This window comes from Bacillus sp. SRB_331 (genome assembly GCF_003264175.1).
In the GTDB taxonomy this organism is placed as follows: Bacteria; Bacillota; Bacilli; order Bacillales; family Bacillaceae_G; genus Bacillus_A; species Bacillus_A mycoides.
Genome location: NZ_NADV01000029.1, coordinates 268,857 through 285,915 on the forward strand (window position 1 = coordinate 268,857; position 17,059 = coordinate 285,915).

The 17,059-nt window shown below is 32.1% G+C and carries 13 protein-coding genes and 2 pseudogenes; 4 read left to right on the forward strand and 11 right to left on the reverse strand.

The window, feature by feature from the left end:
• The first annotated feature begins 49 nt into the window (after positions 1-49).
• Together B5P42_RS19725 and B5P42_RS19730 are read left to right on the forward strand one after the other, a co-directional pair.
• Positions 50-988 carry a DMT family transporter gene (locus tag B5P42_RS19725; RefSeq protein ID WP_044442080.1) on the forward strand — a complete coding sequence of 313 codons (939 nt, stop codon included), beginning with the start codon at positions 50-52 and terminating at the stop codon, positions 986-988.
• Between the two features lie 17 nt (positions 989-1,005).
• Positions 1,006-2,697 carry a M3 family oligoendopeptidase gene (locus tag B5P42_RS19730; RefSeq protein ID WP_113735002.1) on the forward strand — a complete coding sequence of 564 codons (1,692 nt, stop codon included), beginning with the start codon at positions 1,006-1,008 and terminating at the stop codon, positions 2,695-2,697.
• A gap of 68 nt (positions 2,698-2,765) precedes the next feature.
• Here the strand turns inward: B5P42_RS19730 and B5P42_RS19735 are convergent, their stop codons facing one another.
• The gene (locus B5P42_RS19735) at positions 2,766-3,842 is read right to left on the reverse strand and encodes a helix-turn-helix domain-containing protein (protein ID WP_113735003.1); all 1,077 of its coding nucleotides are present in this window, start codon (positions 3,840-3,842) and stop codon (positions 2,766-2,768) included.
• Between the two features lie 397 nt (positions 3,843-4,239).
• Between B5P42_RS19735 and B5P42_RS19740 the strand changes: the two are divergent.
• Positions 4,240-4,589, forward strand: a pseudogene (locus tag B5P42_RS19740) (protein kinase); the annotation flags it as partial.
• A gap of 114 nt (positions 4,590-4,703) precedes the next feature.
• On the opposite strand, the gene B5P42_RS19745 reads toward B5P42_RS19740, so the two are convergent.
• The 8 genes and pseudogenes from B5P42_RS19745 to B5P42_RS19780 all read right to left on the reverse strand — a co-directional run bounded on the left by B5P42_RS19745 (position 4,704) and on the right by B5P42_RS19780 (position 11,833).
• Complete coding sequence (locus B5P42_RS19745; protein WP_002127529.1) at positions 4,704-5,159, reverse strand: cupin domain-containing protein; 456 nt, start codon at positions 5,157-5,159, stop codon at positions 4,704-4,706.
• 246 nt (positions 5,160-5,405) lie between these two features.
• Positions 5,406-6,785, reverse strand: a complete 1,380-nt coding sequence (lpdA, locus tag B5P42_RS19750; RefSeq protein ID WP_113735004.1) for a dihydrolipoyl dehydrogenase — start codon at positions 6,783-6,785, stop codon at positions 5,406-5,408.
• Between the two features lie 201 nt (positions 6,786-6,986).
• Positions 6,987-7,583, reverse strand: coding sequence for a TetR/AcrR family transcriptional regulator (locus B5P42_RS19755; RefSeq protein ID WP_113735005.1), 597 nt, complete (start codon positions 7,581-7,583; stop codon positions 6,987-6,989).
• Positions 7,584-7,739: 156 nt separating this feature from the next.
• A complete protein-coding gene (locus B5P42_RS19760) occupies positions 7,740-8,447 on the reverse strand; it encodes a phosphotransferase family protein (RefSeq protein WP_113735006.1) in 708 nt (235 codons plus the stop codon).
• A 116-nt stretch (positions 8,448-8,563) separates the two neighbouring features.
• The gene (locus B5P42_RS19765; RefSeq protein ID WP_113735007.1) at positions 8,564-9,358 is read right to left on the reverse strand and encodes a VOC family protein; all 795 of its coding nucleotides are present in this window, start codon (positions 9,356-9,358) and stop codon (positions 8,564-8,566) included.
• Positions 9,359-9,475: 117 nt separating this feature from the next.
• Positions 9,476-10,309 (reverse strand): annotated as a pseudogene (locus tag B5P42_RS19770) (alpha/beta hydrolase).
• 136 nt (positions 10,310-10,445) lie between these two features.
• Positions 10,446-11,198 (reverse strand): class I SAM-dependent methyltransferase, encoded by a 753-nt coding sequence (locus B5P42_RS19775; RefSeq protein ID WP_002085407.1) that lies wholly within the window; start codon positions 11,196-11,198, stop codon positions 10,446-10,448.
• Between the two features lie 287 nt (positions 11,199-11,485).
• Positions 11,486-11,833 (reverse strand): winged helix-turn-helix transcriptional regulator, encoded by a 348-nt coding sequence (locus B5P42_RS19780; protein ID WP_002085409.1) that lies wholly within the window; start codon positions 11,831-11,833, stop codon positions 11,486-11,488.
• 186 nt (positions 11,834-12,019) lie between these two features.
• Here B5P42_RS19780 and B5P42_RS19785 point away from each other — a divergent pair, with 186 nt between their 5' ends.
• Positions 12,020-12,736: an SDR family oxidoreductase gene (locus B5P42_RS19785; protein ID WP_061690195.1), complete on the forward strand. Its 717-nt coding sequence runs from the start codon at positions 12,020-12,022 to the stop codon at positions 12,734-12,736.
• A 128-nt stretch (positions 12,737-12,864) separates the two neighbouring features.
• On the opposite strand, the gene B5P42_RS19790 is transcribed toward B5P42_RS19785, so the two are convergent.
• Together B5P42_RS19790 and B5P42_RS19795 are read right to left on the reverse strand one after the other, a co-directional pair.
• A complete protein-coding gene (locus B5P42_RS19790) occupies positions 12,865-13,689 on the reverse strand; it encodes a MerR family transcriptional regulator (protein ID WP_113735008.1) in 825 nt (274 codons plus the stop codon).
• Positions 13,690-13,872: 183 nt separating this feature from the next.
• Entirely contained in the window at positions 13,873-17,043 is a 3,171-nt protein-coding gene (locus B5P42_RS19795) for an ATP-binding cassette domain-containing protein (protein ID WP_113735009.1), read from the reverse strand.
• Positions 17,044-17,059 lie beyond the last annotated feature (16 nt).

Below are 17,059 nucleotides of genomic sequence, written 5' to 3' on the forward strand. Positions count from 1 at the left end.
TATGTACGTATACTGGCCAGTAAGAAATCAACTACTATGAGGTGGAATTATGACAAATACAACAAAAGCATATATATCAGCATTACTCTATTCATTTATTATTGGATTTTCATTTATGTTTGTGAAACTAGCACTAACCATTACGAGTCCTCTTGATACTCTGGCTCACCGTTTTACAGTTGCCTTCATAGCAGCAACCATTCCGGTTATTTTCGGTTTTGTAAAGTTAAATATATCATTTAAAAACATACTTACACTTTTACCACTCGCAATATTTTATCCAGCATTGTTCTTTGCTTTCCAAGCATTTGGCTTAGTATATACAAGTTCATCTGAAGCTGGAATTATACAAGCAGCGATCCCTATATTTACGATGATACTAGCTTCCTATTTTTTAAAAGAATATACGAATACATGGCAAAAAACATCAGTATGTATTTCTGTCATAGGTGTCATTTATATATTTGTTATGAATGGTATAGGGGCTCATGAAACGAGCTTTATCGGTGTTATTCTCATTTTATTATCGGCATTATCATCTGCTTGCTACAATGTATTAGCTCGAAAAATGACAAAGAAATTCAAGCTGATGGATTTAACATACACAATGACAGCAATCGGTTTTATTAGTTTTAATTTTATCGCAATCATTGACCATATGAACAAAGGTACAATAACTGTATACTTTAAGCCATTTACGAATGGAACATTCCTTATCTCCATTTTATATTTAGGATTACTATCTTCCTTACTGACAGCATTATTATTAAACTATTCATTATCTTATATTGAAGCAGCCAAAATAAGTGTTTTTAGCAACTTATCTACACTTATTACAATTATCGCAGGCGTTGTATTCTTACACGAGCAAATTGCCTACTATCATATTGCCGGTACACTTATGATTGTTCTTGGAGTAATAGGCACAAATTTTCTAGGAAAAAAAGGAATCATAGCGAAAAAGAAGAATACCTCCTTGAGTAAATAAAAAGTGAGGGGTAAATAATGCAGAACTCTAATACGATCGATATCCGTAATATACATGAGCTAGAGAACGAATTATCTACTTTATTAAGTAAACCCATTTCTTCAGGAGAAGATTTAGAAAATTGGCTGAAAATACAGTCGAAATTAATATGGGAAATCGAAGAACAATTGAGATCACACTATATTGACTTTCAATGTAATACAGATAACAAAGAAATAAAAGATACGTTTGAATATGATCAACAATATGTAAGGCCTCTTTTGAAACGTTATCAAAATTCCTTTGATAATAAATATTTAGAGTCACCATTTCGAATGCAACTTGATCCAAAAACTTATAGCTTACTAGATAAAAAAATAAAAAATGCGCAAACATTATTTTGTGAAAAGAACATTGATTTAGAAGTAAAAGAAGACAAATTAGTAACCGAGTACTTCGAAATTACAGGCAGTTTGACTGCACTATGGGATGGCGAAGAAAAAACAATTACTGAACTACAGTCTTACTTACAAAATCCGAATCGTGATATACGAAAAAAAGCAAAAACGCTCATTTCTGAAAAATTCTTATCTGTTGAAAATAATTTACAACATATTTTAAATGAATTAATTGCAATCCGTCACCAAAAGGCAAAAAACATTCAATTAGATAATTATCGTGATTATATGTTTAAAAAATATGAACGTTTTGATTATACGGCTGATGATTGCTATGAACTTGCAGAATCCGTTCGTAAATACGTTGTGCCACTTATTGATAATATATTTAATGAGAAAAAAGCTGAACTTCAAGTAGATACACTTCGTCCGTGGGATCTAAAAGCAGCCGCACCAAATCAAAAAGTATTAAAACCCATTGAAGACGAGAGTGATTTAATCGAAAAAAGTTCTCATATTTTACAAAAACTAGACCCAGAATTTTCTGCATTATTGAGCCGTATGCATAAAAATGATTGCTTAGATTTAGAAAGTCGTAAAGGAAAAGCACCTGGAGGATTTTGCGAACACTTACCTGCTTCTCAATTATCTTTTATTTTTATGAATCTCAATCATACACATTATGATGTTACTACTTTCCTCCATGAAATGGGCCATAGTATTCATAATGAATGTATGAAGAAGCTACAGCTACAAAAATATTTAGAAATCCCTTCCGAATCAGCTGAGCTAGCCAGCATGACAATGGAATTGTTTTCGATGGAGTATTGGGATACATTTTATGAGAATACAGAAGAATTTATAAAAGCAAAATCAGATTTCTTTAAAGATATTGTTAAGTATTTACCACAAATGCTTATCGTTGATCAATTCCAACATTGGATGTATGAAAATCCAAATCATACTGCTAAAGAAAGAAATGAAAAATATTTAGAATTACATAACACTTACCAATCGAATGTGGTAAATATTGAAGGTTATGAAAACTGGATAGCAACTGGCTGGTTACCTGTACTACACATATTCGAAATACCATTCTATTATATCGAATATGCAATCGCGCAACTTGGTGCATTGCAAATGTATAAACAATATAAAGAGAATCCTAAACAAGCACTACAAAATTACAAAAAAGCATTATCTCTAGGTAGCTCTGAATCCTTACCAGAGGTATATGAAGCAGCTGGAATTCGTTTTGATTTTTCTAGTGAGACAATAAAAGAATTAATGGCATTTGTAGAAGAGGAATTGGAATTACTTAAACAAATATAAATAAAAAAATGCATCTGTCCTTATAGGTGCATTTTTTATTGTTTTTTTATTCAATACAAATTGAATCTTTATCTCGCTTTATTAATAAGCTCTATATATTGTAGGTCCCCATATCCTATTGTTGGAAAAAGATTAAACAACCTTTTTAGTAACTCTTGTGTTGGTAAATCTTTATTTTTGGAGATATACTTTACTACTACATTATTTTCTTTTAGCATCTCTAAATATAAATCTATCGCCTGATACATTACAGGTAGTATCTCATGAGATGGTTTTTTATGATTTACTAGTACTTCATTGTAAACAGAAAAATAGTTCCCTAATTCAAGTTCAATTTGACTTACTTTAAATTCATCCTCTCTGAAGCTATTTAAGTATACTTTTCCCTTATAATCAGACTGTTCAAGGTAAGAAAGTACGGTAAGTAGATTCATTTGGCAAAACATATCCTCACCAAACCATAAAACGATACATTTATACTCTTTCTTAAAAAGATTCTCTAAAGGATGAATAACCTTTTTCATATAATTTTCTACAGTACCTTGATGTCCTTCTGCCCTTGTTTTAATAAACTCATCATCAAAAATCTGTGCAGTAGTCGCATTTACACACATAGCTTCATTAAATGGAGCGTGATCAGACTCTCCCATTAGTCTTTCACTTTTAAATTCTTCATACATAAATTGACCATTTAATATGTTTAGTACATCTTTATCAAACAGCTCACTCTTCGCATTTCGTAACTGATTAACTTCAATTTTTCTAGAAAAATTCATTCTATCCCACTCCTTGCCATCATTGATTGAGAGTTTAATAAATGATTGAACCGGTATTTTGTTAAGTTGGAATTTTCCTGGGGTGATACCAAAAACAGTTTTAAATGCTCTACTATAAGCCTCTTGCGAAGAGTAATCGTAATCAAATGCGATATCAATTATCTTTCTATCATTCGTCAAATCTTCCGTTGATAAATACAATCTTCTAAGAAGAATATATCGTCTAATACTTATCCCTGTTACTTGATGAAATTTAAACGAACAGAAGTAAGGAGAATACCCCATATAATCAGATAATTCATCTAATGAAAACTCCTTTTTTAAATTGCCCTCAATCCATTCAATCATTAGCTGTATATGTTCATTCATTTATCTCCCTCCTCACTAAATATTATAAGAAGTATCCACTTCTTTCTTTTGATATTTCTTGTGGTTTATAACATTAACCACCCTCTAGAACCTTTAAATATCATATGTAATTACTCATTTCATATTTTTTCAGCTATCTTATTTTGACATACATTTACTTAACTTTCTAATAAAGTGAAACTTTAATCAGTGGGGAATTTGTTCCTCCCCACTGATTATTATCCCATACTAATCGGACTTTTACGGGATAAATCTTTTTTAAAGGATTCTACCAAATAAAACACGAAATTTGTAAGTTAAGGAACTAGTAGTTTTGTGAGTGGAAAATTTATGTTTGGAAAGGAAGTTAAAATGAATAATATAGAAAAAGAGATACTTAAACTAATTAATAAACTATATCCAAATGATTGATTTTCAAGACTGTGAAAAACATTTTTACATATTCGATTTAGCTGTTCCAGTCTATAGCGCGATAGAATATTCTTTCGTTGGGAATGGCAACATAGTCGACTATGAGAATTCTATTACAAAAGCAATAATCGACGGATACCAGGAGGAAAATGATCTACCTACAGAAATGATAGAGCAGCTTCCATTGTTTATTAAATTAAAGGAAATATTCGAATATAGTTTAATGCATATGTATTGGAATAAAGAAGAGTTAACTGAGGAACAAGTACGGATAATGAACCTTTATAGAATAAAAATTGAAAAAGCCATTCTTTAAACACAGTTGGTTTCCTATGAAGTACACCCAATTGTTACATTCAGTTTAACAATTGGGTGTACTTTTCTATAGATAAGTTTTCTTCAAAAGACAAAATACAAGGAGCGAAACGATATTTAATCGTACAGTGGCACCTATTTTTCAATCCATTCAACGGATTTATCTAGCTTAATACCATCCTCGATATTACTTTCTTCCAAAGTATTTGCCCTAGCTTGAATACAAATAAAATAGAGAGGTTCACTTGAATTGTTACGCCAAATTCTTTCCCCCTCTTGTGCCACCCTTATGACAGTACCCTCTTTGATTTCAAGAATTTCATCATCAATCTTGAATTCCCCTTGTCCTTTGACGAAAATATACAGCTCTTCATTTTCTCTATGCTTATGATAAAAGGGCATTGAAATGCCTGGAGGGAAAACATTTAGTGAAACTTCCATCCCTGTACATTGTAAGTCATCTTTAAGAAATACCTTTCCAGGAGCTTTAAATGGATTTCCATTTTTATATTGAAGCAGATCCTCCCACTTTCCTACTTGAACAGCACTAAAATTTTTACCTTCCATTGTTGAATTAACAAATTGACTCATTTGTATTCTCCTCACATATTCATTTTCCATAATTTGACTTTTAATTCTCTAATGAATGAATAAATCTTCTCACAAAAAGAAACCGAATAGTCTCTTTTTTACGGTAAAAAAACGGCTCAATTAGCCATAATATGTTATTAAGAAGTTTATTAGTAAAGATTGTTTTTTACATATTTATTTATCTCTACATTTATTTTATTTAGAAATTCTAAAAAACGAAGCAATCCAATTTTTATTAATTAATATTTATTTAAAATTGTAAATTAAGGCCTCAGCAGCTTCCATCACAATCTCACTTAAAGTTAGTTGAGCATGTGGTGTTAATGCAATATCTTCAACTGTCATGCCTGATTCAATTGCTAAACCCATTTCGGCAATTATTTCTGATGCACCATTACCCACGATTTGAGCACCTACTAATACACCATCTTCTTTACGCACCAATAGCCTCAAGAACCCTTTTCCTTCATTTGATACAAGTGCACGACCGTTTGCTGAAAATGGGGATTGAATCACTTTTACTTCCATGCCTTCTGCCTTTGCTCGCTCTTCAGTATAACCAACTGTAGCTAATTCAGGATTTGTGAAACAAACTGCTGGAATTGCCAAGTAATCAACACATGATAGTTCACCAGAAATAGCTTCAGCAGCTACTTTTCCTTCGTAAAATGCTTTATGTGCAAGCTGTGGACCAGCAATAATATCACCGATAGCAAAAATGTTCGGAAGGTTAGTACGGCATTGTTGATCAACTTTTAATAAACCGCGGTCAGAAAACTCAATACCGATTTTTTCAAAACCCATATTTTCAGTATTAGGACGACGGCCAACCGTTACTAATACGTAATCAGCGTCAACTTTCTTTTCTTCACCACCAATTTCGTAGGTAACAATTACACCATTTTCAACTTCTTCAACACCTTTAGCGGATGCATCTACTATTACTGTAACACCTTTGTTTATAAGGTCTTCTTTCACAATTTGAGTCATTTGTTTATCGAAGCCAGTTAAAATATCTTTACCTCCTTCAATAATTGTTAATATAGAACCGAGGGAAGCGTAAGCAGAGCCCAATTCAGTACCAATGTAACCACCACCGATTACAACCAATTTACTTGGTACTTCAGTTAAACTAAGTACACCTGTAGAGTTAATCACACGTTTTGTAAATTTAAATGTTGGAATTTCAACTGGGCGTGATCCAGTAGCTATAATTGCATTTTTAAATGTATATGTTTGAGCTGCATCTTTATTGGTTACTCGTATAGTGTTAGCATCCATGAAATAAGCTTCACCTTTTATCACTTCTACTTTATTGCTTTTTAATAACCCTTCTACACCACCTACTAATTTCTTTACAACGTTGTTTTTAAATTCTTGTACTTTTGCAAAATCAACATTTACACCAGAAGAAAAAATACCCATATCTTCTGAATGCTTTGTTTCCTCAAAGCGATGACCTACAGAAATAAGTGCCTTAGATGGAATGCAGCCAACGTTAGCACATACGCCACCAAGATTCTCTCTTTCTATAATTGCCACTTGTTTCCCTAATTGTGAAGCTCTTATTGCAGCAACATATCCTCCAGGTCCAGAGCCAATTACGATTGCTTCTATTTCTCTCATATCCTTTTTCACACTCCTCCAAAAATTAGAAACAGGTAGGCCGAAATCGTTCATACTCTACACATTTTTCAATTTACTATTTTGTATTAGTACCATTCTTCTCTCATCCGTTTTTTCATAGTTCCGTTATGGAATTTCTATTAAGTGATCACCCTCAAAAAAGAAATCGAACAGTCTCTTTTTAGCGATAAAAATTACGGCTTACTTGGCCGTAATTTGTTTTTCCAATTCATCTAAAAGTCGTGACGATATTGTATCAATATAGACTGTATCTTGGTATAAGCGTGACAAGGCAAGTGCTCCTTCAAGAGAAGAAATCCAGATGATAGCAATCTGTTTTGCTTGAGTATCTGGTTTTAACTCTCCTTGCTCAATTCCATACGTAATAATCTTTTCAATTATTCCAAGTAATTGATTCATCGCTATCTGTGCTTGTTCTGCCATGAGAGGATGGGAATCATCTGCTTCTAACGTTACGTTCATGATTGGACACCCTCCAGGAAGAGGATCATTATGAATGAGAGATGTAAAAACTGAAATAAAAGTTTTTAACTTATCCAACGTATTGGATTCTTTTTTTATCTCTTCGGCATAACGCACTCCCATTTGTGAAGTTGCATGCTGAAAGGCTTGAACAGCCAAGTCATCTTTATTTTTAAAGTGACGATAAATACCACCCTTCTCTAGCCCAGTCTCTCGCATAATATCAGAAATTGAAGAACCACTATACCCCTTTACATTAAACAGGGCAGAGGAACGATCAAGAATCATTCTTTTTGTTAATTCACCTTTACGCATTGTGTCCTCCTAAAAGAAAACGTTTGGTCTCTTTTAAGTATATGACAAACCGAAAAGAATTAGCAAGAAAAATAACGGAGAGAATCAATGAGTAAAAAAATAAATGATTCACTATTTTAATAGGGATCAAAATAAATACTTGCAAACATCTTTTATTTACAGAGGTGTACTCTCTGCCAATCTAGCTGCGTTAATAATAGGAGCCCACTGGAAAATTTCATCTCTTAATAAACCTGTTTTTTTGCAATATATATGTAAATACATTTCAGCTAATTCCACTGAATTCTGTGAATACAATAAGTATGTCCGAAACACATCTGCACGAATATCACCTGAACTAGCATCAACCCAATCTATAATTTTTACATCACCATTACTCATAATTAAATTAAACGGATGAAAATCACCATGACATAATCTAGGTTCAAATGTGATTGAATCTAACTTTTTTAATATATTTCCCTTTTGTTTTTCATCCAGATCATGTATGGAGTTAATTTGACGATAAAGCCTTTCTTCCATCGGTTCTATTTCATCCGAGCTCACAGATATAGCATGAATTTTTTGTTGTACACTAACACATATACTTATGTAATGCTCCGCTTTACTCAAATTATTAAGCAAAAGCTCGCCAACACTTTCCCCTTCTACATATTCCATAATAATAGCTCGTCTACCTTGTATCTCTGTAACTTCAAATACTTTAGGAACGTGTAAACCACATGAATATGCATACTTTTGTTTTTGTGCTTCGTATAGAGATTCTGTATTAGGGAGGTATTCTTTAAACAATTTCACAACTTTATTATCACAAAGATAAATTTCAGCCGTATTTCCTTTGGCTATCGGATTTCCTAGATTCAATTCATTTCTCTCCTTACAGTAAATTAGAATAACGCCTTATAGTCCTCTATAAATTCAGTGTAATTATACTGAAACCCTTCTTCATGAAAACGAAAAAAACTTACCCCTACCTATAATTATATAGAAAGTGGTAAGTTTAATTTTCTAGGAATATCGGAATGAAACTCCGGTATATGCAAAACAGAAAATGAATACCCTTGTTGAATAAACAATACTTCAGTATGTTTACTTTCAAATGGAACACCATTTTTCTTAAAGTTATTTTGGATTTGTTGTAAAAACGCATGATCCGGTGTTCCGAATGAAACATGTACTTTCGGTGGTAAAGCTTTCATCGCAATGGGAATCCAAGGTCGCTGCCACCAGGTTGCGATGATATATGCAGTGCCACCTATAACAAAGTTGAAAATATCCCCATCTTCCTTCGTTTTCATGTCTAGATTTGATTTCAACCATTCCGTAAATACAGGTACACTTTTAACCGGAAGACCAATTTCCCTTACGTATAAAATGTTTAACGGTGAATGCGGGACTAATACCTCTTCTTTAACATAACTATGTGCGATAATTTCGAGAAGATTTCCATCACCATCTTTAAAGTATAAATTGAATCGACCATTTTCCTCATCAATTGTATGACCATCTTTCCATTTCACAATGAGTAATCCAGAACCTTCAAGCCATCTTACTGTTTCATGAAATTTTGAATATGGAATCTCAAAGGCGAAATGTGCAGGTGCAATCGGTTCATATACTTCCTGGAAACTAATTGTTGTGTAAGGTGTGACTTCAAATTGAATAAATGTTGCTGTTTCTGTTTTTATCGGAAAAGATAATATGTCTTTATAGACTTGTTTTATCCCTTCTGTGGAAACCGTTTGTAGTTTTATATCTGATATATGTGTAATCACACTACATTCCCCCTTGTTTCTTACTATCTATTCGTATTGTATTACAATTATAAATAGATAAAATCAAACGGAAGGATTGATTTTTTATATAAAAACTACAACTTTAGTATGAATATGTTAGCTCCAATTACTTTTTATTTCCTCTATAACCACTTCTGGTTTATCCCAGTGTAACAAATGTGTAGTATCAGAGATTAATTTTACTTTCGCGCCAGTTTTTAACTTGAAAATTTTCACTGTTTTATCTCTATATTCATCCCATATTTGTGGAACTGTAGCTCGAAGCAATATAATATTAGCCGGTAACTTCTCGTAAATATCTATCGTTTCATCTTTATGCATACCTCTTATTATATTACCAGCTATTGTACCTCTCGCATGCCAACATACTTCATTATCCATTTCAATCCCTAGGTCTTTTACAGCAACTTCTAATAATGGAGACCACCTAGTATATGCTTCTTTTTCACTTTTGAAAAATCCATCCCAATTATTAAAAATATATTCCTCAAAATCCTTTTCGTAATACGCGATTTCCTCTTCAAGCGTTTCTTCTTGAAGCCTTTTTGTTTGATATCCTCCATCAATAAGAATGCTTCCTAGTACTTTTTCTGGATTATTTAATAAATAAAATAGTGCTACAAAACTTCCCCACGAATGTGATAAAAAATAGAAATGTTCAATTCTCAGTTCATTTATTATTTCATTTAACCAGTTTGCTAAATTCAGCATCTCATAATCTTCCGTTCTTTCAAAGGGCGGTGTTTTACCATGCCCAGGTGCATCAATGGAGATAAATCTATACTCTTCCTTTAATTATTCTGCAATTTCTATAAAACTTAAACTCGTACTACCTAACCCATGTAAACAAAAGATAACAGGCTTTTCATTATTTCCCCACTCAGTAATATGTGCGTTTATTTTTTCGTTGTTAATATAGTAACGTTTCAAAATAATTATCCCCTATATTCCAATTTTCAGATTACCACTTTACCTATTTCTATGATTTTTAAGTTTTCCCTGCATTCTTTTCCACAAAAAAAGCTGATTTTCTTTTAAAGAAAATCAGCTTTTACGTTAAAATACACTATGATTTAACAGCAATAATCATAAACCTTTTTGAATTCGTACGAATACCTTTTTCGGAACTATTAGCGTCAATGAACTTTTGCAAAATATTAAAGTCCTCTTCTTTTTCTCCAAATCTAGGAATAATAGGCGTATGTTTTAATAAAAAAATAAGATCCTCAGGAGTACTGTAATAATCAGTAACATCATATTCACGTACTTGTACGAGTTCAAATCCTGCACTAATAAGTTCACCCATATAATTATCTTTTAACGTACCATCTCTTTCACCTAAACATTGCCCTCTACCAAATGCTTCTTTAAGATTTAATTTATCATGTTCGCTAACTTGTTGTGTTAAGAAAAAAGCACCTTTTTTCATTACTTTTGCCAATTCAGATGCTACAAACGGCGCATGACAACTTGAAGTAATATCAAAATGAGCATGCGGAAACGTTAAAAATTCCGAATCCATTTGAAGAAATTCAACATTTTGTACACCTGCTTTATTCAAATTGGAATGTGCTGTTTTGATCATTCCATTAGAATTATCTATTCCAATCAGTAATGCAGCTGAAGATGCTATTTTTAATATATTCTCTCCTCCACCTGTGCCAACATCAAGTAGAATATGTGATGGTTTACATCTTTCTTGCACTTCGCCATAAAAGTCCCAAGTGTCACCTACAGTTTCACACTTTAGCTTACTAAAGTCCCACCCATTTAATCGTCCCACTTTATCATAAAAACTTTTATACTCTAATTCATTCATTTTATTATTTCCCCTTTGTAAAAATGCATTAACTGTTTAGATGATTCTCGAAATAGACTCATAGTTGATATTATCGTGAAAGGGCCTACGTCTTCTTTTATATCTGCTACGCATTTTTTCAGCCCCGAACAACTAGTTACTTCGAACGATACAGCATTTCATCTATATCACCTCATCTGGAAGACTGCATATATAATAACCTATAACACTATTTAATTATATATTATAAAATACAAATTATTAAAACGATATGTTTCGACAAATCCCATTTAGTTTACATAATAATATTATAGTTTGTTTTTATCGATATATTCTAAATGTCCTCTTCCCCAACCACACATACTATCCAAAACAATACTGACTGTTTTTCCATGCTCAGTTAAGCTATATTCCACTTTAGGTGGTATTTCTTGATAAATTTCGCGTTTTATTAGTTGATCGTGCTCTAATTCACGAAGCTGCTTCGCTAATGTTCCTTGAGAAATGCCTGGTATTAATCGCTTTAATTCACCAAACCGTTTCGTTCCATCTGTTAATAATATAAATAAAATGAGTGGCTTCCATTTCCCACCGATTATTTGTAATGTCGCTATTACCCCTTTTAATTTCGGTTCCTCTAAATTCACTTTCCTCACCACTCCCCTCAAATCATAAATTATAATGAGTAATTTTTTATATTATGTATCCATATAACAAGCGATTAGTACGAAATTTGCGACTATGTACATATAAAGTGCGTACTTTTCACTTACAATCTTTTAGCAAATAATAAAAGCATAGCAGTTTTATTTTAAAGTTTTTATTAAAGGAGGGGCTAAAATATGTCTATTACTACATTAAAAGATACTCGTATCGTTATCATTGGTGGAAGCTCTGGTATTGGATTAGTAACAGCAAAGCAAGCAATCGAACAAGGCGCACATGTTATTATTGCAGGACGCTCGGAAGAAAAATTAAAAATTTCTCGAGAATTAATAAATAACAACCATCTTCAAACTTATGTATTGGATAATCAAAATAAAGAGCAATTACAAGATTTTTTCAAGACAGTTGGGAATTTTGATCATTTATTCACACCGGGAGCCTCTTACACACTTGGACCAATAACCGCTACAGAGGAAATTGCTGAAAGCAGCTTTATCGGAAAGTTTTGGCCACAATATTACGCCGTAAAATATGCGATTCCTTTTCTTTCAAACTCTGGATCTATCGTGTTAATGTCCGGTGCATTTAGTCAAAGACCACTTAAAGGTGCACCTGCTTATGGCGCTTGTAATGGTGCTATTGAAAGCTTAGGGAAAGCTTTAGCTGTTGAATTAGCTCCTATTAGAGTTAATGTTGTTTCTCCTGGAACGATACGAAGAGAGAATGAACAAAATGAGAAAAGACTAGCTGCTTATGAAGATTATAAATCTCTTTCTCTTGTACAGAGACCTGGGTATAATGATGAAATTGCACATACTGTCCTGTATTTAATGCAAAATGGTTTTACTACAGGTAATGTATTATTTCCTGATGGAGGATACACATATCATTAATTTATAACAATTCAATGCCTCCTTAGATTAACTAGTATTAAGGAGGCTATTATGGTTAATCAACGAGTCCTTTGTGCTAAATATTTTCAGATGGAAATAAAGTAAAAAAGGCATATACGATGCCTTTTTTACTTTATTGTTAATTTGTTTATCGGATAACAAACCTCTGTAACCCACTTATTAGGATCCGATTCCATCGCTGGGCTAACATGATAAATATTAAACATCGGGCCTGCTATTTCATATCCTTCCGCCTCAATCCATTTTGCGGCTGCTTCATTTACGTTTGTCATTTGTTCATAACTTCCGTTTACTGTTATAGATGCTACCTTGATTGGCTCTATCTTTTTAAAATGAACATCTTTTTTATTTTCATACTTCCCTAAAATATTTAGCTGTATTTCTACATCTACATCATTTTCTTTATATTCTTGATCATGGAAGACAGCAATACTATAACTCGGATTAGCTATACTAATATTTTTAACATTAATTTCTTGCATTAATATACTCCATAAATCACCTTCGCAATTATACGATGGAATAACCTTTCTAACACTTGCTATATTTCTTTCTGGCATTTCCTTTAATGAAACATGATAGTTCATTTCAATAACATCCTCTCTCATCATTTTCATTGAGTCTTCGAGGAGACGTAATTGTTTTTTGAGATCGTCCATTTCTTCCTTTATTTGAGCACTACGATTTTCAAATTGTGACTTTATTACTTCAATATTTTCACTCTCTACTAATTCTTTAATAGTGGCAATATTAAATCCCATATCTTTTAACACTTGAATTTGATTTACTTTCTTTAATTGGGCTGCTGAATAAAATCGATAACCACTCTGCTCATCGACTTTTACTGGTTGTAATAATTCCACTTTATTATAGTGTCTCAACATACGTATACTAATGGAAGATAGTTTTGAAAAATCTCCTATTTTAAACATCATTTCCTCCTATAAGTTACATCTACTTCGAAGCTCATTTTTATCTTAAACAATGACATTGTGTGAGAGTCAACTATTTTTAATGATTCAAATAACAATTAAATATATTATATTTACATAATTAAAATTGCGTATTTTCGTTTTTATAACAAATTAATTTAATCAATATACTAGTTGTTCAGTTTAATTATTTTTCTCAAGACATTCATAAACCGCCATCATATCTCTTTTATTCAACTCACGAATTCGATTAAATATTAGAATGTCTGCAACATCCTCAGTTCGTAAGCTTTCATCCACAACATCACTAACTTTTCCAGTTAACCATGTTTGTACATCTATGCCATCAACAATTTCTTTAAGCCCTTCATCATTAATACCACTTGCATTACAAGTTATACATGGAATTGTTAATTTAAACACGCCATCATGTAGATTATCCTCGGTTATAACTTTTTTTCCGTTACAGAATGGACATGGGTTGCTTTTTTTAATTTTATTAATTTGGGTAACTAATTTTTTATAACCAAATGCTTCATACACATATGTTAATTTTTTATATTTTCCATTTGTGAAATACTTATCTATGATAGTTTCTCTTGTTTCATTGATATTTTGGAAATCACAAATAGTCACCTTATTATTATTGCTGATTGATTCGATATTACCTTTAATTTGGCTCCAGAATGGTAAAACATTTTGTAACACCATTTCATAATTTGAAAAGCTTGCTTGTTCTAATTCAAACATTTTCAGTGCAACTTGTGTTTTCCTAGGCAGTAAAGAGACATCTTCTGTCATAATCATATTGTCACCTACGATAGATTTCAATTTGATGAGTACAGGTAAATCTCCTACAATTTTTATTATTTCATTAAGCGGCTGATTGATAATTTCACGAATATCTGTATCTCCAAATTTAAGCGGTTTTTGGTGATTTAATACAGTTGCCTCACAAATTGGACATGTCATCATTTCTTTAGAAGTCTTAATATCTTCTTTAATAGCTGCTTTTGAAATAACAATATATCCGCCAATAATTGTATTAAATCCTACCCATGTTCTACGTGTCTTTCCTTTCTTATCATAAAAGGACTTATCAAAATAGCCGTACCAAAATGTATGTTTTTCTTCCTCAGACATATCATTATAGCTTTTCGTCAAATCATGACCAAGCTCATTTTTAATTTCTTCAAATAGAAATTCTATTTTTTCATATTGATAAAATTTTAATACTTTCATGATTTCCGGATCGAATAGACCATCCCAAAATGGAACATTTTTATCTTGAATTGTAATTTCTTTATCAAAAACTTCAATTTGAAGACGTCCCGAACATGATGGGCAATGATTATCCTGAGAATAGAAATCGAAGCTCCTCGTATCTTTATTAGTCGGATGAGCAGCTACAATATGATTGATCAATCCACCAATTTCATATAAGAAACTATATTGACTATACAAATGTCTTTCGAGATCAATAGCAACTACAGGTGCAATTGTATCAGATTCGTATTCACCGTAAATTAAACGAGCCATTGATGATAAACTTTTTAATATGCCACCCTTATAGATGTTTTCTGCATTTTTAAAATAATCAATATGATTTTCTTCTAAGTAATTAATTCCATTTTGTTGATTCAGTGTTGAAGAAATATGTATTTGCTCAGCATTATTCACACTGCTTTTTTGACGATAATAATCATCATGACTTACTACATCAAGATGCTCTATAGATTCAAGCTGTCTTTTCCCAAAATCGACAATATAATCAGAACTTTCTAGCATATAACTGTTATGCTCAATCATTATGATAGAGACTGATTCATCTTGTAATATCCCTCTAACACTATCTATAAATTGATTTAAAATATTTTGCGATAAACCTTTTGAAGGCTCATCAAAAATAAACAATGTATGTGGATTTCTTATTTTTGCAAATAACTCAGAAACTAAATGAACACATTGAAACTCACCCGTTGATAATGTTTGTGTTTTTCGTTCTAATGTTAAATAGCCCAGTCCTAATTTGATTAGTAGGCTCAAGCGTTTATACGCAATATCTTCGTTTGGAATTTCATCAATAATATCCTCAATTGAGCGCTCAAAAATATCATCAATTCCTTCACTATACTTTGTCAGTTTCTTTTTAATATCTAAGAAAGTTGCTACAGTTGATCGACTTGTAATCGATTGGTTTCGATCTTGCCCTACCATAACTAGTTTATCTTTTGGATATCGTTTCAAGAAATCTGTAGCTAAACACTCATTGACAAGTGTAGATTTCCCGCATCCAGACTCTCCTGTAACAGTTACAAGTCTATTTTTAGGAATCTGAAACTCAGTCATTTGGATATTTCGGCAATATAATTCATGGAATGTATAATATTCTGTTGGTATTTTGTAATTTCGTTCCGATAGTATTGGCTTTGGCCTTGGTGATTCTTTTACGATTTTTCCACCATATTTTCCACTACCAGGTCCGAAGAACATTTGCTCATCCGTTGTATCCAGTACTGTATCTGAATGATCAATGAGCCAAATTTGATTTTTGTACCCTAATTTTTCGATTTCTTCTAATATTTGTAATAATGTTTCGTGATCAAGCCCCACGGAAATCTCATCAATAATAATTACAGCATTTTCACTAACTGCCATGAATTCAGCTAAGTAAAGTCGTGTTAATTCTCCACCTGACAACGTACCCATAATTCGATTTAATGTTAAATAACCAATGTTCATATTGATAATATTTTGCAGTATATGTTGTTTTGCTTCACTAATATTTAATTCTTCTGCTAGTGAAAGAATAGATTCAACACTTAAATCGTTAATATCCGAAATTGTATGTGATTCAGCAAATAACTCAATAGTACGTTGTTCAACTTCTTCACTATAACGTTTCCCCTTACATTTTTTACACTCAATATTTTTAGTAGTACCACGCCCTTTACAGCCAGCACACCAACCTAATTGATTATTAAATGAAAAGACTTCAGGAGAAAGATTAAATTCTTCCGCTAATTTTTCACGAATCTCTTTAAAAACACCTGTATGAGTACCAATCGTCGAACGCGGATTGGAAGAAATTGATGATTTCCCTAAAAAAAGTACTAAAGGCATTTCTTCCATTTTAATTGCACTAAAATTAGTTTCCATAATATTAGGAAATAAATATTGATATTCAGCCTTTGGCAATAAGGAAACTAGACGCTTCTTTGATTCTTCACCAATTGTTTGACAAAGAGTTGTTTTTCCAGATCCAGATAAACCAGCAATACCAAGTGATTTATTAAACGGAATAACAGCATCAAGTTTATTTATGTTATTAGCAATTAATTGATTTACTTTCATATTAACCTCTATTCTT

Coding starts and splice junctions, on each gene's coding strand:
- B5P42_RS19725 (WP_044442080.1), top strand. CDS start 50: ATGACAAATACAACAAAAGCATATATATCAGCATTACTCTATTCATTT.
- B5P42_RS19730 (WP_113735002.1), top strand. CDS start 1,006: ATGCAGAACTCTAATACGATCGATATCCGTAATATACATGAGCTAGAG.
- B5P42_RS19735 (WP_113735003.1), bottom strand. CDS start 3,842: ATGAATGAACATATACAGCTAATGATTGAATGGATTGAGGGCAATTTA.
- B5P42_RS19745 (WP_002127529.1), bottom strand. CDS start 5,159: ATGAGTCAATTTGTTAATTCAACAATGGAAGGTAAAAATTTTAGTGCT.
- lpdA (WP_113735004.1), bottom strand. CDS start 6,785: ATGAGAGAAATAGAAGCAATCGTAATTGGCTCTGGACCTGGAGGATAT.
- B5P42_RS19755 (WP_113735005.1), bottom strand. CDS start 7,583: ATGCGTAAAGGTGAATTAACAAAAAGAATGATTCTTGATCGTTCCTCT.
- B5P42_RS19775 (WP_002085407.1), bottom strand. CDS start 11,198: ATGAATGAATTAGAGTATAAAAGTTTTTATGATAAAGTGGGACGATTA.
- B5P42_RS19785 (WP_061690195.1), top strand. CDS start 12,020: ATGTCTATTACTACATTAAAAGATACTCGTATCGTTATCATTGGTGGA.
- B5P42_RS19790 (WP_113735008.1), bottom strand. CDS start 13,689: ATGTTTAAAATAGGAGATTTTTCAAAACTATCTTCCATTAGTATACGT.
- B5P42_RS19795 (WP_113735009.1), bottom strand. CDS start 17,043: ATGAAAGTAAATCAATTAATTGCTAATAACATAAATAAACTTGATGCT.